This window comes from Mucilaginibacter segetis (genome assembly GCF_016522075.1).
Taxonomy (GTDB): Bacteria; Bacteroidota; Bacteroidia; order Sphingobacteriales; family Sphingobacteriaceae; genus Mucilaginibacter; species Mucilaginibacter segetis.
In genome coordinates, this window is the sequence record NZ_JAEHFW010000003.1 from 871,311 (window position 1) to 894,998 (window position 23,688).

Annotated in this window: 23 protein-coding genes, 1 tRNA gene and 1 other RNA gene; 13 read left to right on the top strand and 12 right to left on the bottom strand. The window is 39.2% G+C overall.

Annotated features, from left to right (window positions below; translation table 11 throughout):
- Positions 1-36: 36 nt before the first annotated feature.
- The 7 genes from I5M19_RS17615 to I5M19_RS17645 all read left to right on the top strand — a co-directional run bounded on the left by I5M19_RS17615 (position 37) and on the right by I5M19_RS17645 (position 6,229).
- Complete coding sequence (locus I5M19_RS17615; RefSeq protein ID WP_200067661.1) at positions 37-1,266, top strand: right-handed parallel beta-helix repeat-containing protein; 1,230 nt, start codon at positions 37-39, stop codon at positions 1,264-1,266.
- 1 nt (position 1,267) lies between these two features.
- Positions 1,268-2,212 carry a glycosyltransferase gene (locus tag I5M19_RS17620; protein ID WP_214653080.1) on the top strand — a complete coding sequence of 315 codons (945 nt, stop codon included), beginning with the start codon at positions 1,268-1,270 and terminating at the stop codon, positions 2,210-2,212.
- Between the two features lie 17 nt (positions 2,213-2,229).
- The gene (gene rfaE1 / locus I5M19_RS17625) at positions 2,230-3,186 is read left to right on the top strand and encodes a D-glycero-beta-D-manno-heptose-7-phosphate kinase (RefSeq protein ID WP_200067662.1); all 957 of its coding nucleotides are present in this window, start codon (positions 2,230-2,232) and stop codon (positions 3,184-3,186) included.
- An 8-nt stretch (positions 3,187-3,194) separates the two neighbouring features.
- Positions 3,195-3,758, top strand: coding sequence for a D-sedoheptulose 7-phosphate isomerase (locus I5M19_RS17630; RefSeq protein WP_200067663.1), 564 nt, complete (start codon positions 3,195-3,197; stop codon positions 3,756-3,758).
- A 154-nt stretch (positions 3,759-3,912) separates the two neighbouring features.
- The gene (locus I5M19_RS17635) at positions 3,913-5,262 is read left to right on the top strand and encodes a sugar transferase (RefSeq protein ID WP_200067664.1); all 1,350 of its coding nucleotides are present in this window, start codon (positions 3,913-3,915) and stop codon (positions 5,260-5,262) included.
- Positions 5,263-5,266: 4 nt separating this feature from the next.
- Positions 5,267-6,049, top strand: coding sequence for a helical backbone metal receptor (locus tag I5M19_RS17640; protein ID WP_200067665.1), 783 nt, complete (start codon positions 5,267-5,269; stop codon positions 6,047-6,049).
- A 98-nt stretch (positions 6,050-6,147) separates the two neighbouring features.
- Positions 6,148-6,229, top strand: a tRNA-Leu gene (locus I5M19_RS17645).
- A gap of 176 nt (positions 6,230-6,405) precedes the next feature.
- Here I5M19_RS17645 and I5M19_RS17650 read toward each other — a convergent pair.
- Complete coding sequence (locus tag I5M19_RS17650) at positions 6,406-6,612, bottom strand: hypothetical protein (RefSeq protein ID WP_200067666.1); 207 nt, start codon at positions 6,610-6,612, stop codon at positions 6,406-6,408.
- A gap of 496 nt (positions 6,613-7,108) precedes the next feature.
- Here I5M19_RS17650 and I5M19_RS17655 point away from each other — a divergent pair, with 496 nt between their 5' ends.
- Both I5M19_RS17655 and I5M19_RS17660 read left to right on the top strand, forming a co-directional pair.
- A complete protein-coding gene (locus tag I5M19_RS17655; protein WP_200067667.1) occupies positions 7,109-8,431 on the top strand; it encodes an MFS transporter in 1,323 nt (440 codons plus the stop codon).
- Positions 8,432-8,444: 13 nt separating this feature from the next.
- A complete protein-coding gene (locus I5M19_RS17660) occupies positions 8,445-9,173 on the top strand; it encodes a (Fe-S)-binding protein (RefSeq protein ID WP_200067668.1) in 729 nt (242 codons plus the stop codon).
- A 3-nt stretch (positions 9,174-9,176) separates the two neighbouring features.
- On the opposite strand, the gene I5M19_RS17665 is transcribed toward I5M19_RS17660, so the two are convergent.
- The 7 genes from I5M19_RS17665 to I5M19_RS17695 all read right to left on the bottom strand — a co-directional run bounded on the left by I5M19_RS17665 (position 9,177) and on the right by I5M19_RS17695 (position 14,622).
- Positions 9,177-10,574 (bottom strand): MBL fold metallo-hydrolase, encoded by a 1,398-nt coding sequence (locus I5M19_RS17665; RefSeq protein ID WP_200067669.1) that lies wholly within the window; start codon positions 10,572-10,574, stop codon positions 9,177-9,179.
- Positions 10,575-10,674: 100 nt separating this feature from the next.
- Complete coding sequence (locus tag I5M19_RS17670) at positions 10,675-12,051, bottom strand: sigma-54-dependent transcriptional regulator (protein WP_200067670.1); 1,377 nt, start codon at positions 12,049-12,051, stop codon at positions 10,675-10,677.
- 124 nt (positions 12,052-12,175) lie between these two features.
- An RNA gene (gene rnpB / locus I5M19_RS17675) (RNase P RNA component class A) lies at positions 12,176-12,565 on the bottom strand.
- Positions 12,566-12,638: 73 nt separating this feature from the next.
- Positions 12,639-13,052 (bottom strand): c-type cytochrome, encoded by a 414-nt coding sequence (locus I5M19_RS17680; RefSeq protein ID WP_200067671.1) that lies wholly within the window; start codon positions 13,050-13,052, stop codon positions 12,639-12,641.
- Entirely contained in the window at positions 13,049-13,708 is a 660-nt protein-coding gene (locus I5M19_RS17685; RefSeq protein ID WP_200067672.1) for an SCO family protein, read from the bottom strand. The genes I5M19_RS17680 and I5M19_RS17685 overlap by 4 nt, the downstream gene beginning before the upstream one ends.
- Entirely contained in the window at positions 13,705-14,124 is a 420-nt protein-coding gene (locus I5M19_RS17690; protein ID WP_200067673.1) for a hypothetical protein, read from the bottom strand. Before I5M19_RS17690 ends, I5M19_RS17685 begins: the two co-directional genes overlap by 4 nt.
- A gap of 30 nt (positions 14,125-14,154) precedes the next feature.
- Complete coding sequence (locus tag I5M19_RS17695; RefSeq protein ID WP_200067674.1) at positions 14,155-14,622, bottom strand: DinB family protein; 468 nt, start codon at positions 14,620-14,622, stop codon at positions 14,155-14,157.
- 294 nt (positions 14,623-14,916) lie between these two features.
- Here I5M19_RS17695 and I5M19_RS17700 point away from each other — a divergent pair, with 294 nt between their 5' ends.
- Positions 14,917-16,272, top strand: a complete 1,356-nt coding sequence (locus I5M19_RS17700) for a GH1 family beta-glucosidase (protein WP_200067675.1) — start codon at positions 14,917-14,919, stop codon at positions 16,270-16,272.
- Here I5M19_RS17700 and I5M19_RS17705 read toward each other — a convergent pair.
- Positions 16,240-18,297, bottom strand: coding sequence for a tetratricopeptide repeat-containing sensor histidine kinase (locus I5M19_RS17705; RefSeq protein ID WP_214653081.1), 2,058 nt, complete (start codon positions 18,295-18,297; stop codon positions 16,240-16,242). The genes I5M19_RS17700 and I5M19_RS17705 overlap by 33 nt on opposite strands.
- A 162-nt stretch (positions 18,298-18,459) precedes the next feature.
- Positions 18,460-19,641, bottom strand: coding sequence for an acyl-CoA dehydrogenase family protein (locus tag I5M19_RS17710; RefSeq protein ID WP_200067677.1), 1,182 nt, complete (start codon positions 19,639-19,641; stop codon positions 18,460-18,462).
- 105 nt (positions 19,642-19,746) lie between these two features.
- Here I5M19_RS17710 and folB point away from each other — a divergent pair, with 105 nt between their 5' ends.
- A complete protein-coding gene (gene folB / locus I5M19_RS17715; RefSeq protein WP_200067678.1) occupies positions 19,747-20,103 on the top strand; it encodes a dihydroneopterin aldolase in 357 nt (118 codons plus the stop codon).
- Positions 20,104-20,108: 5 nt separating this feature from the next.
- The gene (locus I5M19_RS17720) at positions 20,109-21,506 is read left to right on the top strand and encodes an FAD-binding oxidoreductase (protein WP_200067679.1); all 1,398 of its coding nucleotides are present in this window, start codon (positions 20,109-20,111) and stop codon (positions 21,504-21,506) included.
- A gap of 3 nt (positions 21,507-21,509) precedes the next feature.
- Here I5M19_RS17720 and I5M19_RS17725 read toward each other — a convergent pair whose 3' ends face one another.
- A complete protein-coding gene (locus I5M19_RS17725; protein WP_200067680.1) occupies positions 21,510-21,956 on the bottom strand; it encodes an acyl-CoA thioesterase in 447 nt (148 codons plus the stop codon).
- Between the two features lie 135 nt (positions 21,957-22,091).
- On the opposite strand from I5M19_RS17725, the gene I5M19_RS17730 reads away from it, so the two are divergent.
- Positions 22,092-22,529, top strand: a complete 438-nt coding sequence (locus tag I5M19_RS17730; protein ID WP_200067681.1) for an Hsp20/alpha crystallin family protein — start codon at positions 22,092-22,094, stop codon at positions 22,527-22,529.
- Positions 22,530-22,620: 91 nt separating this feature from the next.
- On the opposite strand, the gene I5M19_RS17735 is transcribed toward I5M19_RS17730, so the two are convergent.
- The coding region (locus I5M19_RS17735) for a hypothetical protein (protein ID WP_200067682.1) at positions 22,621-23,688 on the bottom strand (1,068 nt) is incomplete at its 5' end.

Genomic DNA, 23,688 nt, shown 5'->3' on the forward strand with positions numbered 1-23,688 from the left:
CTTTTTAACTGTATAGGTGTTTTTGCGCTTTCACATATGAATGTGCGTTCAGCAGGGGCTAAAGGGAATGGTATTACCGACGATACCGAGGCATTGGTTTATGCTATTAGAAATGCCGATACTATAGTTATACCAAAAGGGACATACTTAATAAGTCGGCGGTTGCAATTTTCAGGTCTCAGTAATAAAACTATTTTAGCCACCGGTGCCGTTATCACCAATGATAATAATTTAACCGGTACCATTCAGTTTGAAAAGGGAAAAAATATTACGGTAAATGGCGGTACCTGGACACGCACTGTTTTACCCGTAAAAGAGGGGAAAGGCGAAGAGCATACGTTTACCTTTATTAATATTGATAACGTTAAAGTATCCGGAGTAACTGTTAAAGGATCGCCCGAGATGGGTATTGCATTAGTTAACGTAAATACTGCCGATATTGAAAATAATCATATTTCGAGCTGTTTTCGGGATGGTATATATGCACACTACTCGGTAAAACTGTCATATATCAACAATAAGTTGGATAATATTAAAGATGATGCTATGTCTATACATGATTATGGCATTCCCGATCAAAAAAAGAATTTAACATCTGCCGGTTTTAAGCAGGCAGGATACAGCCGTGTTTTAAACAATACAGTGAATAATTGTTACCAGGGTTTTGCATCAATTGGTTGCAGTAATATAACCGTGGATAATAATCAAATTAATAATACCGTAAACGCCGGTATCGCCATTCTTAATTCTGAAACTATTTTTAAAGGCAGTGATGCACGGGCAAATCATATTATTATAAAAAATAACGTTTTAACCAATAATGGCGGCAAACAAACTATTATTAACATTCCATATTTTAATTACGGGCAACTAACAACGGGCCGTAGCGCGTTATTTATTGGTGTTACCGATGCCGATAACTTAATTAATAATCCTAAAAGCCGGCTAAATAACATTACGGTTACGGGTAACAAAGTTCAAGGATCTTTTGTTAACGGTGCATATGTAGCCCAAATAGATCATCTTATTTTTACAAATAACTCTTTTACTAATTGTAATACATCTGATAGCCCTTATTGCGGCAATATAGTTGAAATTGAGAATTGTACCGATGCTGATATATCAGAGAATGATATTATTGACAACCGGGTTAAAAAACACCATATTAATGGGTTTAAACTGAACAATGTTACCGGCACTATTAATAACTGGAAGGTTAAAGGATTTATAAAAGCTGCCGGATCCGTATTTAATATAAAATCCTGATATGCAAACAGATAATGATCCAATTAAATTCAGTGTGCTTGTCCCTACCCTAAATGCGGGGTCACAATGGCGTGTTTTTTTAGAGAATTTTGCCAAACAGTCTGTAAAGCCACATTCCTGTATAATTATAGATTCGGGCTCTACTGATGAAACGGTTGCATTGGCTTTGGAAGCAGGATTTACGGTTAAACAAATAGATAAGAGAGATTTCAGGCACGGTGCTACCAGGCAGGAACTTGTTAACCTTTCTGTTAATTGTGATATCTGTGTTTTTCTTACACAGGACGCTATTCTGGCTGCAGAAGATAGCCTGGAGAAGCTGATAGCGGTTTTTCTAAAAGATAATAAAGTGGCATTAGCTTACGGAAGGCAATTGCCACATTTGGGTGCTAAAACTTTGGAAACACATGCGCGGTTATTCAATTATCCGCCAGTTTCAGAAATACGTACATTAAAAGATAAGGAACGCCTTGGCTTTAAAACTATTTTTTGTTCAGACTCATTTGCCGCCTATCGCAAAGAAGTATTAAATAGGCTTGGTGGTTTTCCGCCTGATACTATAATGGGCGAAGACACCATTGTGGCTGCAGAAATGCTTAAAGCTGGATATAAAATTGCATATGTAGCAGAAGCTACAGTGCATCATTCGCATACTTATACTTTAAAAGAAGAATTTAAAAGATATTTTGATACGGGGGTTTTTCATACCCAAAATTCACATTTAAAAAAAGAGTTTGGAAATGCTGACGGAGAGGGGTTACGATATGTATTATCAGAGATGCGGTATGTTATTAAGAACCGGAGCTTTATTTTACCCTACTCCATGTTTTCAGTAATGGCTAAGTGGCTCGGTTATAAATTAGGGGTTAAATACCGTTGGTTTTCTCATAATACAGTTAAAAACATGTCTATGCATAAAAGTTATTGGAGCAGAGTACATAATTAAATTAATACATTCGCAGAATGATTTTTGAGTTTAACAGCAATATAAACGTACTGGTTATAGGTGATTTGATGATAGATCATTATATATATGGTAACTGTAACCGAATATCGCCTGAAGCACCTGTACCTGTAGTAGAAATAACAAAAGAATCTTATACGTTAGGCGGGGCAGGCAACGTTCTTAAAAATCTTGTTTCTTTAGGAGCAACAGCCAATATTATTTCTGTTTCAGGAGAAGATGACAATGCCAAGGTGTTGTTTGAGGAATTACATTCGTTAAATATTTCGCCAAATTATATTATAAAAGAAAAGAACAGGGCAACTACTACAAAATCTCGTGTGTTGGCCTCAAATCATCAATTAATACGATTGGATAGAGAACATATCCATGAAATTGATGAAACAACTTCGGGTCAAATTATCAATATTTTAAAAAAGCAAGTTGCCAATCATAGTATAGTATTGATATCTGACTATAATAAGGGTTTGTTAAGTGCTGATATATTAAAAAAAATATTCAATTTATGCCGTGAGGCGGGTGTATTAACATTGCTTGATCCTAAGGGAGCTGATTTTTCGAGGTACAAGGGTGTGAATTATATTAAGCCTAATAAAAAGGAGGCAATAATTGCCACCGGAATTACAATAACCAATACCGAAACTTTAAAGCAGGCCTGTAAGAAAATTCAGGAAATAACAAATTGTGATGGCGTTGTTATTACGATGTCAGAAGATGGGATAGCTTCTTTCACAAATAACGAGTTGGAGGTGGTGCCAACCAAAGTACTGGATGTTATAGATGTTACCGGAGCCGGCGATACAGTTTTGGCATCCATAGGTATAATACTGGCATCGGGTTATACATTAAAGCAGGCTTGTGATTTTGCGAACCACGCTGCAGCTGTTGTGGTTACTAAACTTGGGAGCGCAACTGCTACTTTTAATGAAGTGCAGCAAAAATTTATTAATAATTAAGCAATAAGATGCAACAAATAATACGCGCAGCTTTTGAACAACATATAGATACTGCTAAGGCTACATTGATGCTGATGCCTCAAATTGAAACAGTTTCTGATAAAATTATAGCGTGTTTAAATGCCGGTAACAAGATACTTATATTTGGTAACGGAGGCAGTGCTGCCGATGCGCAACATATTGCTGCTGAGTTTGTTGGCCGTTTTGTAAAAAACCGCCGATCTCTGCCTGCAATAGCGCTAACTACAGATAGCTCAGCATTTACTGCCATAGGAAATGATTACGGATTCGACCGTGTTTTTGAAAGGCAGGTTGAAGGTCTTGCGCAAGACGGTGATATTCTGATCGGTATCTCAACAACGGGTAACAGCGTTAACGTAATAAGGGCATTTAATATGGGTAAATTAAAAGGTTGCTACAATATTGGGCTATCCGGCCGAAATGGTGGTGATATGAATACTGCCTGTGATGTTAACATTATAATCCCTTCTGATACAACTGCGCGCATTCAGGAAATGCACATATTGATAGGTCATATCATCTGCGAGGCTATAGATGAAGTTTTTGAATAGTATGAATTATGAGATTCATAATATAGAATAATAATTTTATACCGAAATTGAAGATTTGGCATTAAATTAGCATAATGGTTAGAAGTTCCTTTTTGGGAATGGTTTTTCAATAAGAAAATTATATTTTTGAAAAAAATTCTACATCTACCATACTATGTCAACACGCTACTCTAAACACCTGCCGGGTTTTGTTTTTTTAAGCGATTTGTTTTTATTAAATGCTGCTTTATATAATTCACATTTTTTAAAATTCAATACTTACCGTCTTGAAAACATGTCTCTTATATTTATCTTATTGGTAAATATAGCATGGGTAGTGGTTTCTTCACTTTCAAAAAGTTTTTATGTTTTCAGGCCGTTGCAACTTCGCGATAATATTAACAGGTTTTTACTCACCTTAATATATCATCTGTTATGCGTATTTGGTATCATATATTTTTTCAAAATATATGATATTTCAAGGGCGGAAGTGATGTTGAGTTATACTCTTTTCTTCTTATTTGTTATTATACATAGATCAATACTGTTCTTTTTTCTGGACTATATTCGTAAAAAAGGATACAATCATCGTCAGGTAGTTATTATAGGTGATGAAAATATTGCGGCACGGTTAGTAAAATCATTTTCACAACATCCTGAATATGGATATGACCTTACTGAGTTTATTTCTGAGGACGAAATTGCTGTTATGCCTGAGGACGAACTGATGGGAAAGTTGTTGGGTAAGTCACCAAATGAAATTTTCATATGTTACAAGCAAATGAACGGCGAATTATTAAAGCGTTTAATTCGTATGGGTGATGCTCATCTCATTAAAATAAAAGTAGTTTCCGATCTCATATTAAGTAATAATTATGCGCAGCTTGTTAATTATGACAATCTTCCTGTATTACACTTAAATTCACATCCAGAGATCAGCCTGAAAATAAGATTTTTGAAACGAAGTTTTGACCTGTTATTTTCCTCAGTTGTGATGTTTGCCGGTGCACCGGTATTTGTATTGTTATTTATCATTACAAAATTTACATCTAAGGGCCCTGCCTTTTTCCGTCAGGAGCGTATCGGTAAAAATGAAAAACCGTTCTATATTTATAAATTCCGCAGTATGCGTATTGATGCTGAATTGGCCGGGCCACAGTTATCAAAAGATAATGACCCGCGTATAACTAAGTGGGGCAGAATAATGCGTAAAGCACGTTTAGATGAATTGCCACAATTCTGGAATGTATTAAAAGGGGATATGTCAGTTGTAGGTCCCAGACCTGAAAGGCAATATTTTATTGAACAGATTATTGAAAAAACCCCTCATTATAAAAAATTGCTCAGCTTAAAACCCGGCTTAACCTCTATAGGCCAGGTTCATTACGGATACGCTGAAAATGTTGATCAAATGCGGGATCGTGTACGCTACGATTTGTTGTATTTAAGAAATATGAATTTCAATTCTGATTTGAATATCATTATGAAAACAGTTAAAGTAATGGTACAGGGTAAGGGGAAATAAGCCTATGCCTGTTTTTAAAGACCAGATTGGTAATAGCGTCTTTTTAAGTAATACGCCAAAACGAATAATATCTGTAGTTCCGTCGCAAACGGAACTTTTATTTTATCTGGGATTGGATCAAGAACTTATTGGTATTACAAAATTCTGCGTACATCCTGCTGATAAGGTAAAATCAGTAGCCAAAGTAGGAGGGACGAAACAACTGAATATCCCCCTCATTCATCAGCTAAAACCCGACCTGATCATAGCCAATAAAGAGGAAAACGAGCAAAGCCAGATCGAAGAACTAATGGCCTATTATCCGGTTTGGATAAGTGATATCAATAACCTGGAAATCGCCTTGCAAATGATAACCCAAATAGGAGAAGTTGTTGCTCGCACAGCAGTGGCCAATAATTTAGTTGTTGATATCAGCCGGCAATTTAATTACTTAAAATCAGCTGATCCTGCTTTGCGTGCAGCCTATTTTATTTGGAGAGCCCCTTATATGATTGCCGGAACAGATACATTTATTAATCACCTGATGGGCCTATGCGGCTTTAGGAATGCGTTTGAGGAGGGAAGGTACCCTCAGGTATCTGCAGAAGAAATTGTGGCGGCAAATCCCGGTGTAGTGCTGTTATCGTCTGAACCTTATCCGTTTGCTGATAAACATATTGCCGAGTTTAATAAATTATTACCTCATGCCAGGATAATGCTGGTTGATGGGGAACTGTTTTCGTGGTATGGAAACCGCCTGTTACAGGCACCTGCTTATTTTAACAGCTTAATAAATACTTTACAATAAATAAAGGCAAAGTAAATCAGGCAGATAGGTTAAAAAGTTTAAAACAGTTTTAAACTTTGTTATTTTACACTATCTTTGCCAACTCTAAAAAACCAAACGCGGAAGTGGCGTAATTGGTAGCCGCACCAGACTTAGGATCTGGCGCCGCGAGGCGTGGGGGTTCGAGTCCCTTCTTCCGCACTTAGTTTAAAGCCGTTAACTGAAGATGTTAACGGCTTTTTTATTACCTAATTTTTATTGTTGAATCGAAAAGGCACAAAAAAGCCGGGACATTACCCGGCATATATCTTTATAAGCACTAAATTAATAGCGCGTATATATCATAAATTAGTATTCGCTTCTATTGAATGTTTGAATTAAGCTTTCTTTTTGGAAACCGCCTCAGCGTATATTACCACACCTGCGCCAAACACGATAAGCGAACCAAAAAACAATGGCGATGAAGCGTCCGTTCCGCTGTTACTGTCGCCCGGATTAAATGAGTAATTTGGAGTAAATGTAAGAGCGCATCCTATTGCGATGATTCCTATAAGCGCTATTAGTAAACCTAAGTTCTTTTTCATAATACTTTTATATGCCTGCAAATATAAGTTATGTTTTTAGTAATTAAAATGCTTTATAGGGATAAATCAAAATTAATAGGAGTTAAATTTTAAGGCCGATATATATCCCTTTTACTATCAACAGTAAAACAATGCTTATTATTGCTATAACCGTTACAAGCTTTGATCTGTTATAAATGGAAAGCAGGGTAATAATTAATAGCGCTACTGCACATATTAAAGCACCCAGTAAGTAAGGCTTTATAACAGTGTAAGTTAACTCCGCCAGTGCATAGTATTGTAAACGGAAGACTTCAGCTATGCATCTTATCAATGCAAGGCAGATAATAATGGTTGCTAACCTTGACGCCTTTAATGAAGAAACTGGCATTTCCTGTTCAAAATAATGAGCTTAACCTGGCTAAGTAAAACTACTACTAATTTTCGGGTAGTTATTATCACCAGCTTATGGATAATTATTTCGTGAACGCTAAATTTTATCTACTTTTAAAGAGCCATGCAAGTAAAAAACAATAAAAAAACTATACGGGCCTGGGCCATGTTCGATTGGGCAAATTCGGCATATAACCTGGTGATCACGTCCACTATATTTCCGGCTTACTATGTAGCTATCACTAACAACCCTGAAAATGGCAACCGCGTTAAGTTCTTTGGGTGGAGTTTTGTAAATACCGCGTTATCCGATTACGCCCTTGCCTTCGCCTACCTTATTATGGTGCTGCTATTGCCCATTTTAAGCTCTATAGCCGATTATAAAGGTAATAAGAAGGTGTTTATACAGTTTTTTACGTTGCTCGGTTCTGCTGCCTGCTGTGGCTTATTCTTTTTTAACGCCGAGAGACTGGAGATAGGTATTATCTGTTTTGCGCTGGCGGCCATCGGTTATAGCGGGGGCTTTGTTTTTTATAACTCTTACCTGCCGGAAATTGCTACGCTGGATATGCAGGATAAAGTAAGCGCCAAAGGTTTTACGTATGGATATATAGGTAGTGTGTTATTACAGTTAATCTGTTTCGCTTTTGTACTATCGCCTGCTACGTTTGGCATTACCGACAAATCCTTGCCGGCTCAGCTATCATTTTTGTTAGTGGGTCTCTGGTGGATAGGTTTTGCCATGATCCCTTTTAGTATTTTACCTAAAGGAAGCCCTAATGCACAAACACATCAGCATCATATTATAAAGGGCGGATTTATTGAATTAGGCAAAGTTTGGGTAAAAGTAAAATCGATGCCTTTGTTGAAACGCTTTTTACCGTCGTTCTTTTTTTATTCTATGGGGGTGCAAACCATTATGCTGGTAGCTACAGGTTTTGCCGCCAAAGAGCTTAAAATGGAAACCTCTGCTCTGATATCCATTATATTAATTATACAGATTGTAGCCATCGGCGGCGCGACGCTTATGTCGCGTTTATCTGATAAACACGGGAATGTTAGAGTACTGATACTGGTAGTTGCCATATGGATTGCGGTTTGTATAGCTGCTTATTTTACCACAACGGCCACCCAGTTTTATATTGTGGCGATAATTGTAGGTTTGGTAATGGGGGGGATACAGTCACTTTCACGATCTACCTACTCCAAGTATCTGCCCGAAAACATACCGGATACCGCGTCTTTTTTTAGTTTTTATGATGTTACCGAAAAGCTGGCCATTGTAGGTGGTTTGTTTAGTTTTGGCATCATTGAAGAGATAACAGGCAGCATGCGTAACTCTGCCCTGGTTTTGGGCTTATTCTTTGTGATCGGGCTGTTTCTTTTGTTTTCTTTATTAAGAACAGAGCAAAAAGTTCAGAAAAATTCGGAATTTAGCGCCTTATAATCTATTTGTGCTGATGACGATCGAGTTGTTTATTCCTTGTTTTATTGATCAATTATTTCCTGCTACTGCTTTTAACACCGTAAAGGTACTGGAGAAGGCCGGTTGTAAAGTAAATTACAATCCTGAACAAACCTGTTGCGGACAGCCTGCTTTTAATGCCGGTTTTTGGGACGAAGCGAAAGAGGTAGGCAGTAAATTCCTGAACGATTTTCGCGAGGACAGTGTGATCGTTTCTCCATCTGCATCGTGTACCGGAATGGTGCGTAATTATTATAACGACCTTTTTACAAATACCATGGCGCATAATAAATGCCGTAATATTCAGGGTAATATTTATGAACTGTCAGACTTTTTGGTAAATATTTTACAGGTAGATTACTTTGGCGCAGAGTTGGATGGACGTGCCGTATATCATGATAGTTGTGCCGGCTTGCGGGAGTGTAAAATAAAGAATGAACCACGGCAACTACTATCTAAAGTGTTGGGCCTGGAAATGGTGGAACTTAAGGATAATGAAACCTGCTGTGGCTTTGGTGGCACATTTGCTGTAAAGTTTGATGGCATATCTACTGCTATGGCCCAGCAAAAGGTGGATAATGCCTTAGCCTCCAAAGCAGATTATATTATTTCTACAGACTCATCATGCCTGTTGCACTTGCAAAGTTATATCGATAAAAATAGCCTGCCTATAAAAACCATCCATATTGCCGATGTGCTGGCGCATGGATGGGGGAATGTTTAGCAGTTACAATTCGTAAGTTAAGCCTTTTTTTTCAGGGATGGTAACGTGGTAACCTTCCTGTTCGGCAGCATCCGCCAGCAACTGCATACTACCTGCCTCACCATGTACCAAAAAAACTTGCTTAAGTGTATCTTTGTTTTGTTGCTTAATGTTATTGAGCAGGTCGTCATGATCGCCGTGGGCGCTTAAAACATCTGTTTGTTTTATGGTGGCGTAAACCGCAAGGTCGCGGTCTTTAATATGTACTATTGAGTCGCCTCGCAGCAGGCGGTGCCCTAAAGTACCTTTTGCACAATAGCCTATAAATAAAATGGTACAGTAATAATTCTGGATATTATAAAAAAGATGATCCTGTATGCGCCCGCCCTCCAGCATACCGGCCGAGGAAATAATGATACATGGTTCGTAATAGTTTGATACCTGCCGGCTATCCTTTAAGTTCTCTACGTAAGTAAGATTCTCAAACTCAAATTCGTCGCCTTGTTTGTTATAAAATTCCTGGGCTTCAGGGTTAACGTGCTGATGATGCTTTCGGAATATTCCGGTAGCCATAGTAGCCATAGGGCTATCCACAAACACTTTTACCGGAGCAAGCAAACCGCTGCTGAATATTTTGTTGAGTGCGAAAACCAGTGATTGAGTACGACCGATACTGAATGCCGGGATAATAAGCCTGCCTTGTTCTTTAAGGCATACCTTGTCAATAATTTCGGTTAATACCTGCTCTGCTGAAACATCTTTAGTATGCAGGCGGCCACCATAGGTTGATTCGGACACGAGATAATCTACCGGGGGCAGCGGTTCAGGGTCGTTAAGTACAGGATAGTTCTTTCGTCCGATATCACCTGTAAATGCAATAGTTTTTTCAACGCCGTTGTCATTAACTTTAAATACCGCTGACGCTGCTCCTAATAAATGACCTGCGGTAATAAATGTAAGTTCAATATCACCATTAATGCGGAAAGGTCTGTTAAATCCTATAGTCACAAAGCGGTCAACAGTATCCATTACATGCTTTTGCAGATAAAGTGGCTGTGCCCCGGCAGACTGGTGCCTGTGCCTTTTATGCCTGCGCCCTTTTTGCGCCTTCTGCATAAAAATATTGACAGAATCGAGCAATAATAGCTCAGTAAGATCGGCAGTAGGAGGCGTGCACAATATTTGCCCGCTAAAGCCCAAACGTACCAGTGTAGGTAAGTTGCCGGAATGGTCTATATGAGCGTGAGTAAGCACTACAACGTCAATTTCTTCGGGCCTGAAATCAAAATCTTCATTTACCTGCACATTGTGCTCTTTCTCGTAATCCAGTCCACAGTCTACCAGTATTTTATATTGCCCCACCTGTAGTAAATGCATGCTGCCGGTTACCTGCATTGCGGCCCCGTGTATGGTTAATTTCATTTATGGCTCACTCACAATAATACAGGCCATTTAAAATGGCCCGTATTATTACTGTTATTAATATCGTTTTTTAAAATTATCGTTTATTTACCCGTATGTTTTACTCATTCCGTTTTAAACCGAATTTTTCAATTTTACTATACAGGTGACTGCGTTGTATATCAATGTCATCCGCTGTTTTTGATACGTTCCAACTGTTTTTCTCCAACTTGAACTTGATATATTCCCGTTCGGCAAAATCCTTATATTCCTGAAAATTGGTGAACTTTTCATAGTCGGTCTGCGGGCTTGAGTTGCCGTTATTTGCAGATGCCGGGGCAGATGGATTTGCAAAGGCCTTTACATCGCTATCTGTAATTGTTTTATCGCTAAGGATGATCAAACGTTCCACCATATTGCGCAGTTCACGGATATTTCCTGTCCATGGAAGTGATTTAAGCGCGTCAAGAGCTGCTTCAGATATTTTTTTAGTGGGCATGCCATATTCACTGCATATCTCATCTAAAAAACTTTGAGTAAGCAAAGCGATGTCATCTTTACGTTCTACCAGTGGCGGTACGTGTATTAAAATAACACTTAAACGATGATAAAGGTCCATCCGGAAGTTACCTTCCTCAATTTCCTTTAGCAGATCCTTATTGGTTGCTGCAACAACACGTACATCAACATCAATTTCTTTTTCTCCGCCCACACGTGTAATCTTATTTTCCTGTAGTGCGCGTAAAACCTTTGCCTGTGCCGACTGGCTCATGTCACCTATTTCATCAAGGAATAGCGTACCGCCATTTGCAGATTCGAATTTACCTATGCGTTGTTTTATGGCCGAGGTAAAAGATCCCTTTTCGTGGCCAAATAATTCGCTCTCTATGAGTTCAGATGGTATGGCAGCACAATTTACTTCGATAAGTGGCGAAGCGGAACGATTTGATTTTTCGTGAAGCCAACGTGCCACTAATTCTTTACCGCTACCGTTAGCACCGGTTATCAGCACACGAGCGTCGGTAGGGGCAACACGGTCAATGGTTTCCTTTATTTTCGCAATGGCTTGTGATTCTCCTAAAATGGGTCGGACTTTTGATGCCTTGCGTTTTAATACTTTGGTTTCAACAACTAAGCTTCCCCTGTCTAAAGCATTCCGTACGGTTATGAGCAACCTGTTCAGGTCGGGTGGTTTAGATATAAAGTCAAACGCGCCTTTTTTACTGGCCTCCACCGCGGTTTCAACTGTGCCGTGACCGGATATCATAATAAAAGGAAGATCAGGTTTAATGGCTAAACCTTCGGTTAATACTTCCATGCCATCCATGCGGTTCATTTTTATATCGCATAGTACCAGGTCATAATCTTTTTTGCGGATAAGTTCAAGTCCGTCTACACCGTTATCAATATCTTCAACCGTATAATCTTCGTATTCTAATATTTCTCTTAATGTACTGCGGATTGACCGCTCATCATCAATAATTAAAATTTTTGCCATGTGTTATTCAACTGTAAATAGGTAGTAATGTTTGAATGGCTAATATATAAAAATGTATAGTAAATAACACACTTTTAATTTTTAGCTAAAAAAATAACCCCCCGCCAAACGGCAAGGGGTATATTGCAGCAGCAAATCTGTAAGCCGGGTTCTGTATTCCCCGTAAGGAGAACTTCTATCATTAATCTGGCCCTGCCATTGCTGACAGGTTTAATCAACCTACCCATTCTGAAGGTAATTGCTAACAATTACACGGGAGCGAGCAACTCCTGATCCAGAACCTATTTGGTCTTTCAACTCCTGAGGTTTACCGCGATCCCGGTCGCCCGGAAAAGCCGTGAGCTCTTACCTCACGTTTTCACCCTTACCCGCGATAAATCCCGGGCGGTATATTTTCTGTGGCACTTGCTGTCGCCGGCTGCCGGCGCCTTCCTGTTAGGAAGCAGGATGCTCTGTGTTGCCCGGACTTTCCTCCGTTCGCTTTAGGGCAAACAGCGATAGAACGTTTTGCATTACAAAAGTACTTTTAATATTCAGATATGATAAATTTTTATAAAGTTCAACAGGCAACCCTAACAAAGGTTACTTTATCTGCATTGCTGAAGATGAGCGTTTACCTGCTCTGCTGATATGGTGCCCATTTTGTTACCGAACGAATTGGTTACATACGTAAGCACTTCAGCCAGTTCAACGGGGGTAAGGTCTGTAGCGGGCATTTGATCTTCAAACTTTTTACCATTAATTACCACTTCGGTATTTAGTCCGTACTTTACAAAGCAGGCGAGTTTTTGCTTATTTGCAGCCAGAAATACGCTATCGGTTAAAGGTGGTATAAGCGCTGATAAGCCTTCTCCATTTTTACCATGACAGTTCTGGCACCGTTGCTGGTAAATTAAACTGCCGCTGGTATAATAACGTTTAAATTCTAATTGATCCTGGCTCTGGCATGATACAATCATTGTTAATAATATCAGCGATAGGGTAATTATCTTTAATTTCATTGGGCAATTTGCTCGTCCGTTTCGGTACGCAGTGTTTTTATATCAGCTATCAGTTTATCAACCTGTTTTTCATCGGTGCCATCGTAATAACCTCTTATACGCCTTTGTTTATCAACTAAAACAAACCATCCCTGGTGCACATATCCACCAGCTGCACCATCATCCTGTTTTACTGCTATCAAATAGTTTTTTTCGCCCAGTTGATAAGTCTCTGCTTTTTTTCCCTGTAAAAACCACCAGGTATTTCCGCTGACGCCTAACTTATCGGCATATTTTTTCAATACCTCTACGCTATCATGTTTAGGATCAATGGTATGCGAGAGTATTTTAAAATCGCTTACATTTTTAAAATCATTATAAATTTTAAGCATGTTCCGGTGCATAACCGGGCAGATAGACGGGCATGTAGTGAAAAAGAAATCGGCCACATAAATATCGCCTTTTACGCTTTTCTCGGTTATGCTGTCACCATATTGATTGATAAAATTAAATGGTGGGATAGTTTGATACACGGTATCTACCACGGTTTTGCCATCAACTGTTTTGGTGACCGCATCGCGGTTACCGTAAATAGGAAGCGTTGTTTTATTGCCGTCGTTAAACTTGCATGCACTATAAAATAAAACTATAAATAGTAATCCGGCGAGTTTTCTCATTTTGATTTGATTTGTTTAATAAATTTACTGGATGCGGCTACGCTGGCATTTAACTCGCTGTCAATAGCTGTTATCTCTCTTTTTTGATCATTCAGGTAGTCCATTATTTGCTCATGTGATTTACCTTTATTCTCCGCGTCAAAGTTGTGCATCCAGTTTTCCATATGGCTGTCAGCACTATCGAGTGTAGCGCTTAATTGCTTAGCTTGTTTGTTAATAGTAGAGTCTTTGGTCTGTTGCATCAGGGTATCCAACTGCATTTTATTGATCATGATGAGTTCATCTTTAGACATCACGCGGTCATGTATATTAATAACATCCTTAAGCAGGTCTTTTTCCTGCTTTTGCTTATCGGCACAGCTGAATAAGGTAATGCTTATTAGCGCGAGTGTAGTTATGGTATATGTTTTTTTCATTCTTTTGTTTATAGTGTTTTATGGAATATTTTATTGGCTAAAGTTGGCACTCCTCAAGTAAAAAATATAATCAGTTACCGGCAGGTCTATGCCGCTTTGTTTCAGATACTGGCCTATCTGCGCACGATGATGAGTACCATGATTAAATACATGACACAATATGTCGCTTAATTTATTTTCGAATGGATTGCCCTTTGAATCTTGGTAGGCGATAGTTTGTTCAAAATCATCTTCCTGAAGGCTATTAATATAGGTTGAAAATTCTTTGTGATTTTCAGCGGTCAGTGCTTCAAAGCGTTCCGCAGTCCAATCGGGCCATATAGGAACACCAGTTGGTGGTAGTTTTTTTAAACGAGTTAACCATACTTGTTGTGCAGCAAGCATATGAGCAATTATTTTAACAATTTTTTCAGGGTTATCACATCCCGGTAGCAATTCAATAATCTGATTGTTGGTGTACCTGTCATAATCAAGAAGACGGAGAAAATAAGACTTCATTTACCGGCAAAAATAAGCATACTTTAAAGTATATACCTATAGATATTACGCTAAACTATGTTAATAATTATATAACATTAATAAAATAATAAGCTTATATGTATCAGGTACATTAGTATTAAACTAAATATCTGTACCATGAAACTGATAAACAGAATTTCCATGCTCTATAATGATCTGCGTGAATTGTTCTTTTTAAGAAGTATGCGGTCGTCCTTTAAACACTAATTTATTTTATTGTATAAATTATACATATAATAAATGTACATTTTGAGCTTTATAGGGCTCAAGTAAATGATCGCGGACAACGTAGAAATATATCCTGATAAGCAGCTTTTTGGCGATGATTTTGCCTGGGGGGTATCCACAGCTGCGCTGCAAACCGAAGGCGCCAGCGATACTGACGGGAAAGGAGAATCCATATGGGACAGATTTTCCGATGCGAAAGGCAAAATACTGAACGGCGATAAACCCACGATTGCCTGTAACTTCTATAATCTTTATGAAAAGGATATTGACCTGGTAAAGGAGCTTAATATCCCCAATTTTCGTTTCTCAATAGCATGGTCGCGTATTTTGCCTGATGGTACAGGTAAGGTTAATCAGTCTGGTATAGATCATTATAATAAGGTAATAGATTACTGCATAAAACAGGGTGTAGAGCCATGGGTAACCATCTATCATTGGGATTTGCCGCAAGTGCTGGAAGACAAAGGGGGGTGGACAAATCGTGACGTTGTAGAATGGTTTACCGGGTATGTGAATATCTGCGCTAAAAGCTTTGGTGACCGTGTAAAATATTGGATGGTGATGAATGAACCTGCTGTGTTTACCGGCGCAGGATATTTTTTAGGCATACATGCTCCTGGACGCAGGGGCTTAAGGAATTTTTTACCGGCTGTGCATCATGTTGTTTTAAGTATGGTTGCAGGTGCAAAAATTTTGAGGGAGTTGTTGCCCTCAGCACAAATCGGCACCACGTTTTCCTGCTCACATATTGAGCCTTACTCCGCAAAGTCGAGAGATGTTGCAGCCGCCAAACGTGCAGACGCTTTAATAAACCGACTGTTTATTGAACCGGTATTAGGGTTGGGTTATCCGGTTAATGAGGTAACGGCATTAAAAGGAATAGAAAAATATTTTAAAGAGGGCGATGAGCATAATCTGTATTTTGATTTTGATTTTATCGGATTGCAGAATTATACCCGCGAAATTGTTAAATACTCATTTTTTACACCTTATATAGGGGCCCGTTTAGTGAAAGCGGAAAGAAGAAACGTGGAACTAACAGCAATGAAATGGGAGGTTTATCCGCCATCTATATATCAGATCATAAAGAAGTTTAATACCTATCCGCAGATCAAAAAAATATTGATTACTGAAAATGGAGCGGCTTTTCCGGACAATGTAGAGGGTAATAAGGTAGATGATCCAAAACGTGTTGAATACCTTAAAACCCACTTACGGCAGGTTTTAAAAGCTAAACAGGAAGGATGTGAAATAAGCGGGTATTTTATATGGACGCTTACAGATAATTTTGAATGGGCGGAAGGATACCATCCACGATTTGGTTTGGTTTATGTGGATTTTGAAACGCAGCAGAGGATAATCAAATCATCAGGACATTGGTACGCCAGCTTTTTGCGTTGAAGTATTCAAAGTATCGCTACCTGTTATAGGTAAACTTATGTAAAAAGTGGTGCCTATGGCATTGCTTTCAAACCAAATATTACCCTTATGCTTTTCCATTATCTGCCGGCAAATAGATAAGCCCAGGCCGAACGATTTCTCGCCCGCTGTCCCCGGACGTTGAGCGGTCGTGAACATATTAAAAATCTGGTCTTTCAGCTTTTCGGGAATACCAATACCATAATCTTTAACAGCAATAATAATTTCATCGTCTTTTTCGGTGACGCTAACATTAATGGTTGCACCGGAAGGACTAAACTTTGTAGCATTACTTATTAAGTTACTTATAACCCGCCATATCTTTTCCCTGCTTATGTAAAGTTCCTGCGGCGTATTTAAGGTTTCCAGGTTGATTGTCTGTCCTTTTTCGGCAGCCTTAAAACGAAGCAGTTCCACACTGTTGCTTACCAATGAGTTTATTTCAACCCGCTCCAGGTTCAATGGAACTGAAGCTATATTAGTGGCCTCTAATATTTCATTTATGAGTTCAAGTGAGTTGAAAGAAGTTTCTTTAACTAGTGTTATCAGCTCTTTTTGTTCTTCAGTATAATCATCATCTATCATCATAGCTGTTAAAGAAGCTATACCACCTATAGGATTGCGCAAATCATGGGCAACCGTACGTAATATGCGATCTTTTTCCCGGGCGCTATCTTTCAGTTCCGTTAATGCGCTTTCCAACTCGGTGTTTTTTTGATTGATCTGTTCGTTCAATAAGTTTACTGTTCTTACTTCCTTATTTGAGTTCCTCCAATTTCGATAAACCAGAAAAATAATTAATGATGCCATTACAGCGAAAAGCGTAGCAACATATACATAGATCATTTGCAATTTATTATTGTTGCTCAATGTGTCTATTTCGTGTTGTTTTTCGTAATTAGCCAATTGCTGATCAACATCGCTCTCTCTGAGCAGGATAGAAGATTTAGCAATGGAGTCTTTCATCCAATTATATTTCTGAATATGGGAGATAGCTTTTTCAAGATCTCTTTTTTGCAGGTAGTAGTTACCCAATAAACGGTTCCAGTCGGCTTCCGCATCAGGGTTTTTAACGGAGTCTAACTGATTTCTTAAATTGAATAATAGGGTATATAGTGAGTCGTTCTTTCGCTGATCCAGGTATATCTGGCCTAATTTTATTTCAGCTATCTCTGCATCCTGGTTGTCTAACCCCTTTTGCAGATTGATGGAAATACTTTTCTTTAGTAAGGCTATTGCCTGATCATAAGATTTGTTAGCAATATAAACTTCAGCCTTATTACCATATACAACACCGCGGGCCATATCTATCAGTGCTGACCGTTCTTTGAACTGGCCTCCATTTTTATCTAAATAACTTAAAGTTTTATCAAAGTATACCAGCGCGCTATCATTCTGATTATTATGTTTATAACTTAAGCCAATATTATCTAAAAGCTCCTGTTTTCTGAAAAATATCGGGAAATCGTGGTTGATGCTAACCTGTTGATTAAAACTATCCTTAAAATAATTTACAGCGAGCTTATAATGGCTCTTTTTATACATGATCATGCCCATGCGGTAAGTATAATCACCAAGAGCAAGTTTATTCACGTAGTTCTTTCCGGTTAGGTAACCCTGATAATAATACTGGTAAGAGTCGTTAAATTGCTTTAGCTCAAAATAAGCATCGCCCATTGCAAAATTAGCTTCCGCGTAATTTCTTGAATATTGTTCAGGGTTTACACTTTTATTGGCTATCGCAAGCATGCTATCAGCATATAGCAGGCATTTTTGATAATTGTGTGATACTTTTTTATTGTAAACAAAATGGTAGGAATAAAACCGCAATTTGTCATCTAACGATGGTTTTGAAATAAGATTGAATGCGGAATCAAGGTATTTAACGCCTGCTTCGTAATTATTCAGATCGAATAATTTATTAGTTTTATTAAAAACAGGAATAAACGCATCAGAATATTTGCCGGGATCAGTAGTTTTTGGGGCGCAGGATGTAATGACAGACATTAATATGAATAGCCATAATCCCAGGGCCAAATAGCTCCGGGTGATATAATTCATTTTGCAAACCAATGTTTTAGGGTCAGTTAAACACTTATTACAACAAATATAATATTCGTCAGGAATTTTGTCTCCATTTGGTTGACATAAATTTTACTTTTAGTAAAATTATTTAAAAGCATTCTCACCGGTAATATCCATACCTGTGATTAACAGATGTATATCATGTGTCCCCTCATAAGTGATCACGGATTCCAGATTCATCATGTGCCTCATTACAGGATATTCCCCTGTTATACCCATTCCTCCTAATATTTGCCGGGCCTCGCGGGCTATATTTATAGCGGTTTCCACGCTGTTACGCTTCGCCATAGATATCTGGGCAGCAGTAGCCCTGTTCTCATTTTTGAGGGTTGCCAGTCGCCAAACCAACAACTGCCCCTTAGTAATTTCCGTGATCATTTCGGCGAGTTTTTTTTGCTGTAACTGAAAGCCACCGATAGGCCTGCCAAATTGTACTCTTTCCTTTGAATAACGCAAAGCAGTATCATAACAATCCATAGCAGCACCTAAAGCGCCCCAGGCAATGCCATAGCGGGCCTGATTAAGGCAGCCTAACGGGCCTTTTAATCCGGATATATTAGGCAATATATTGTCCTTGGGTATTTTTACATTATCAAACACCAACTCGCCGGTGGCCGATGCTCTTAACGACCATTTGTTATGCGTTTCGGGTGTGGTAAAACCCTCCATACCGCGTTCTGCTATTAATCCATGTATTTTACCATCCTCATCTTTAGCCCATACAATAGCTATGTCAGCAAACGGGGCATTTGATATCCACATTTTTGCACCGTTCAGTAAGTAATGATCACCCATGTTTTTTATACTGGTGGTCATTCCTCCCGGGTTAGAGCCATGATCGGGTTCGGTTAAACCGAAACATCCCATTATTTCACCGGACGCCAGTCTGGGGAGATACTTTTTGCGCTGTTCTTCGGAGCCATAGGCGTAAATAGGGTACATCACTAAGGAGCCCTGAACTGATGAGGCGGAACGTATGCCGGAATCACCTCTTTCTATTTCCTGCATAATAATTCCATAGGCCATATAATCTAATCCCGCGCCCCCATACTCAACCGGGATAGTAGGGCCAAAAGCGCCAATATCAGCCAGGCCCCTTATCAACTGCATAGGGAATTCGCTGCGCTGCGCATGATCTTCTATCACCGGGCTTAATTCCTTTTTTACCCAATCACGGACGCTTTGGCGTATCAGTTTGTGTTCGTCTGTTAAAAGTTCGTCTAAAAGATAATAATCGGGCGCGGTGTAAAGATCTGTTTTAGCCATAGCAGCAAATAATTGGTTTCTGCAAATATAACCATTAAAAGGGGAGATGATTTAAATTCCGGTGATGTATAATGCCAAAATGAACTTAATAATTACTTTTGAATTATGATAAAAGTAGCGTTACACCAGGCTGAATTTTTTGCCCATCATGGTTTTTATCCCGAAGAGCAATTGATAGGTACCCGCTTTATGGTAGATATAGAAGTGGGTTTTATACCTGAACAATCTCTTGAAAGTGATAAAATAAGCCAAACTGTTAATTATGAAGAATTGTACGCCATACTTGATGAAGAAATGAAAAACACGCGAAAGCTTATTGAAACTGTTGCTCAGGCCATAATTGATCGGGTTAAGGAAAGGTTTCCATTCGTTTTGTTCGCTGAGGTCACCTTAAAAAAACATTCGCCGTTTAGCGGACCTGTTAAACACTCAGCAGTAACCATCAGTTATCAAAAAGCCTGAATGATATGAATTTTAATAAGATCACGGAAAGCATATTATCATCAATCATCACTATTGTAGGAGATAAAAACGTGTTGTCGTCTGCTAATTCTATGGAAAATTACAGTCACGATGAAACGGAAGATCTGGTTTACTATCCGGATGTGGTGGTGAAACCAGGAACGGCTGCAGAAGTTTCGCAATTAATGAAGCTTTGCAATGATAATTTGATCCCGATTACGCCTCGCGGAGCCGGTACGGGATTGGCAGGGGGGGCGCTTGCCGTTAACGGCGGAATGATGATATCCATGGAACGCTTTAATCAGATATTGCATATTGATGAGCAAAATTTGCAGGCTACTGTTGAACCCGGAGTGATAACGGAGGTATTTATGGCTGCTGTGGCGGAAAAAGGGTTGCTTTATCCGGTGGATCCGGCAAGCAAAGGCAGTTGCTTTATCGGTGGCAATGTGGCTAATTGCTCCGGCGGGCCCAGGGTGGTTAAATACGGTACTATCCGGGAGTATGTGCTGAACCTGGAAGTTGTGCTGCCAACCGGAGAAATTATTTGGACAGGTGCAAATACGTTAAAATACGCATCGGGTTATAACATTACGCAATTGATGATAGGGTCGGAAGGGACATTGGGCATCGTTACCAAAATAGTAACTAAATTAATACCTCGGCCAACATTGGACGCCTTGATGCTGGCGTCGTTCAGCTCAAACGAAGATGCCTGCGCAGCTGTTTCCGCAATTTTCAGGGCGGGCGTAATTCCTTCTTCGCTGGAATTCATGGAACGTAAGGGCATAGAATGGGTGATAGAACACGACGGCATCAGCTTTGAACTTAAAGATGGAATAGAGGCTTTTTTGTTAATAGAAGTGGATGGTACTAACCCGGATGTAATATTTGCAGATTGTGAGAAGATAAATGAGGTGTTGGAAAGCTATAACTGCAAAGATGTTTTATTTGCTGACACAGCAACCCAAAAAGAAGAAATATGGCGCATAAGGCGCACAATGGCAGTTTCTGTAAAATCAAATTCTGTTTATAAGGAAGAAGATACCGTGGTGCCGCGTGCTGCTTTGCCCAAACTTATTAATGGTATTAAAGAAATAGGCAGCAGGTATGGCTTCTCATCGGTATGTTATGGCCATGCCGGGGATGGTAACCTGCACGTAAACATTATAAAGGCAGGTATGAGCGATGAGGACTGGAACAATAAGCTAAAAGATGGTATCACTGAAATTTTTGAACTCACTGTTAGTTTGGGAGGAACACTATCCGGTGAGCATGGTATTGGCTTGGTGCAAAAGAATTTTATGCCGCTTAAATACACCACCACACATTTTAACATCTGGAAAGGGATAAAAGCTGTTTTCGATCCTAACGGGATATTAAATCCGGGAAAGATATTTTAGCGATTAATTGGTATTTAGGATCAGCCTTGGTTCGTCATACTCTATCATTTTTCTACGGCCCTCTTTCGGTATCGGTATGGATTTATTGGCTTCGTAATTGTAACTGATGCAAACAGTTTTGCAGGTAGTGCAAATTTCTTCACCTTTTTCGGTGAGTTTTACTAAAACATGCATTACATCAAAGCTACTGTTGCCTATGCGTATAACCCGCACATAGCACACCAATTTGTCATCAAAAGTTACCGGTTTTAGATAATTGATCTCGGATCTTCCTACTATAATGCCTGTCTCCTTTAAATTCCAATGGGTAACATCACGCCAATAACTAAAGCGGGCCACTTCAAAATAAGTTAAATATACCGCATTATTTACGTGCCCTACAGCATCTATATCTGAAAAACGGATGGCTATATCCGTTTTATATTTATAATCTGATAGTTTTTCAGCCATGTTTGCGACATTTTGTCTCTTATAACTAAATCTAACAGACAAAAAGTCTGAAAAGTATATAAGAAATTCCGTTGGTACAGGTGTTGATTGATAGGAGACGAAGTTAATAAAAGAAAAATTTAGGAGGATATAAAAATGACATTAGTAAAATTTAACAACGGACTAAAAAATAACACTAACCCATTTTTCAGTGATGTATTTGATTCAATCTTAAACGATTCATTCCTGAGCGATAAATTAGTTGCCCGTGTACCGGCCGTTAATATTGCAGAAAATGACAATGAATTCCACATTGAATTAGCTGTGCCTGGTTTAAAGAAAGAAGATTTTAAGATCAATCTGGATAAGAATGTATTAAGTATTTCGGCTGAAAAGAAAAATGAAAATACTGAAGACACTAAGAAATACAGTAAACGCGAATACAGCTACAACTCATTTGTGCGCTCATTTACTTTGCCTGATACAGCCGATCATTCAAAGATCGAAGCTGATTACAGCGATGGTATATTAAAATTAACCGTTGCAAAAAGGGAAGAAGCTAAATTTCAGTCAAGAGAAATTGCTGTTAAATAATAAAAGAAATAGTTTTCATAAATTGGTTTAGTTTGAAAGAGCCACCTGTAAGGGTGGTTCTTTTATTTACTATTGCCTCATGAAGTTTTGCTTATTCTACTGTATAAATAAATACCGTTCTGCCGGTTTGCCCTTTAGCACCGATACCTTCCATCACTACCCGGTAAGTACCTTTGCTGCCCATATTTGGGAATTCCACAGAAGCCTCTCCGTTCTCATCGGGGATAATATCCGGGTTCCAGTACACCACATCACGCAGATCCGCTTTTTTATTTTCCGCGTCATATTTAGGGATGTAAAACTCCCGCGACTGGTAATAGCCCTGTAGTTTAATAGCCTTCATACCGGCTACCACATCCTTGCTATAATTATGATAAGGGTCATGTAGTTTGGTATTGATCACAATGATTTGTGAATCAAAAACACCCAAAGAAAGACCTGTATGTAATATTTCTATCGATTCTACTTCATCCGGTCCCAATTGCTGTATCATGCCGTTATCCATTAATGCCCCATCTACAACAGTTTCGAAATGTTTATATAGAGGCCTGCCACCTGTATAATGTGGCTCATTGTTTTTATCAAACCTTATAAAAGGATTTGCTTTAGTTATTGCAGTAGCTAAACTATGTTCATCTTTTATCTTTTCATTATCAATCACCTCATCGGCGAACATGCGGTCGCCTACGGAGGAGTACACCTTTTTTTTCGCTTTAATATCGACCTGTTTAAGCTGAACACCCCGTCTTAGAACGTTATTCTGTTCCATTTCGGTAAACCTTTTTTTGCTGGCATCGGCTTCCGCCAGCAGCGGGGTAGCTACGGTATCCGCAGGCATCAATGGCGGCAGAGGCTGTATCAGGGGAAGAGGCAGGCTATCCGGGCGGATAATCGTTTTATAGCGGTTCTTCACATCCTTGGCCTGTATGGCAAAAGATCGCTCCCCGTAAAACTCCAGGCGGTCAAAGTTAAACCGGCCCCCGGCATTGGTCAGTGTATCGGCAAAAAAAGGCGCGCCGCCGATAACCGCGAATGCCGAAACCTTGCTGCCGCTGATGGGCTCCTGTTTGTTGGTGAGCAGGGTGCCGCTGATGTGCAGCCCCTGTTCGGGCAGGAACATGGTGCTGTCCGCGGTTTGTTTTTTCCATACGAAACGGCG

Excerpts from the sequence above, each read along its gene's own strand:
- I5M19_RS17615 (WP_200067661.1), top strand. The coding sequence starts at position 37 with ATGAATGTGCGTTCAGCAGGGGCTAAAGGGAATGGTATTACCGACGAT.
- I5M19_RS17620 (WP_214653080.1), top strand. The coding sequence starts at position 1,268 with ATGCAAACAGATAATGATCCAATTAAATTCAGTGTGCTTGTCCCTACC.
- rfaE1 (WP_200067662.1), top strand. The coding sequence starts at position 2,230 with ATGATTTTTGAGTTTAACAGCAATATAAACGTACTGGTTATAGGTGAT.
- I5M19_RS17630 (WP_200067663.1), top strand. The coding sequence starts at position 3,195 with ATGCAACAAATAATACGCGCAGCTTTTGAACAACATATAGATACTGCT.
- I5M19_RS17635 (WP_200067664.1), top strand. The coding sequence starts at position 3,913 with ATGTCAACACGCTACTCTAAACACCTGCCGGGTTTTGTTTTTTTAAGC.
- I5M19_RS17640 (WP_200067665.1), top strand. The coding sequence starts at position 5,267 with ATGCCTGTTTTTAAAGACCAGATTGGTAATAGCGTCTTTTTAAGTAAT.
- I5M19_RS17650 (WP_200067666.1), bottom strand. The coding sequence starts at position 6,612 with ATGAAAAAGAACTTAGGTTTACTAATAGCGCTTATAGGAATCATCGCA.
- I5M19_RS17655 (WP_200067667.1), top strand. The coding sequence starts at position 7,109 with ATGCAAGTAAAAAACAATAAAAAAACTATACGGGCCTGGGCCATGTTC.
- I5M19_RS17660 (WP_200067668.1), top strand. The coding sequence starts at position 8,445 with ATGACGATCGAGTTGTTTATTCCTTGTTTTATTGATCAATTATTTCCT.
- I5M19_RS17665 (WP_200067669.1), bottom strand. The coding sequence starts at position 10,574 with ATGAAATTAACCATACACGGGGCCGCAATGCAGGTAACCGGCAGCATG.
- I5M19_RS17670 (WP_200067670.1), bottom strand. The coding sequence starts at position 12,051 with ATGGCAAAAATTTTAATTATTGATGATGAGCGGTCAATCCGCAGTACA.
- I5M19_RS17680 (WP_200067671.1), bottom strand. The coding sequence starts at position 13,052 with ATGAAATTAAAGATAATTACCCTATCGCTGATATTATTAACAATGATT.
- I5M19_RS17685 (WP_200067672.1), bottom strand. The coding sequence starts at position 13,708 with ATGAGAAAACTCGCCGGATTACTATTTATAGTTTTATTTTATAGTGCA.
- I5M19_RS17690 (WP_200067673.1), bottom strand. The coding sequence starts at position 14,124 with ATGAAAAAAACATATACCATAACTACACTCGCGCTAATAAGCATTACC.
- I5M19_RS17695 (WP_200067674.1), bottom strand. The coding sequence starts at position 14,622 with ATGAAGTCTTATTTTCTCCGTCTTCTTGATTATGACAGGTACACCAAC.
- I5M19_RS17700 (WP_200067675.1), top strand. The coding sequence starts at position 14,917 with ATGATCGCGGACAACGTAGAAATATATCCTGATAAGCAGCTTTTTGGC.
- I5M19_RS17705 (WP_214653081.1), bottom strand. The coding sequence starts at position 18,297 with ATGTCTGTCATTACATCCTGCGCCCCAAAAACTACTGATCCCGGCAAA.
- I5M19_RS17710 (WP_200067677.1), bottom strand. The coding sequence starts at position 19,641 with ATGGCTAAAACAGATCTTTACACCGCGCCCGATTATTATCTTTTAGAC.
- folB (WP_200067678.1), top strand. The coding sequence starts at position 19,747 with ATGATAAAAGTAGCGTTACACCAGGCTGAATTTTTTGCCCATCATGGT.
- I5M19_RS17720 (WP_200067679.1), top strand. The coding sequence starts at position 20,109 with ATGAATTTTAATAAGATCACGGAAAGCATATTATCATCAATCATCACT.
- I5M19_RS17725 (WP_200067680.1), bottom strand. The coding sequence starts at position 21,956 with ATGGCTGAAAAACTATCAGATTATAAATATAAAACGGATATAGCCATC.
- I5M19_RS17730 (WP_200067681.1), top strand. The coding sequence starts at position 22,092 with ATGACATTAGTAAAATTTAACAACGGACTAAAAAATAACACTAACCCA.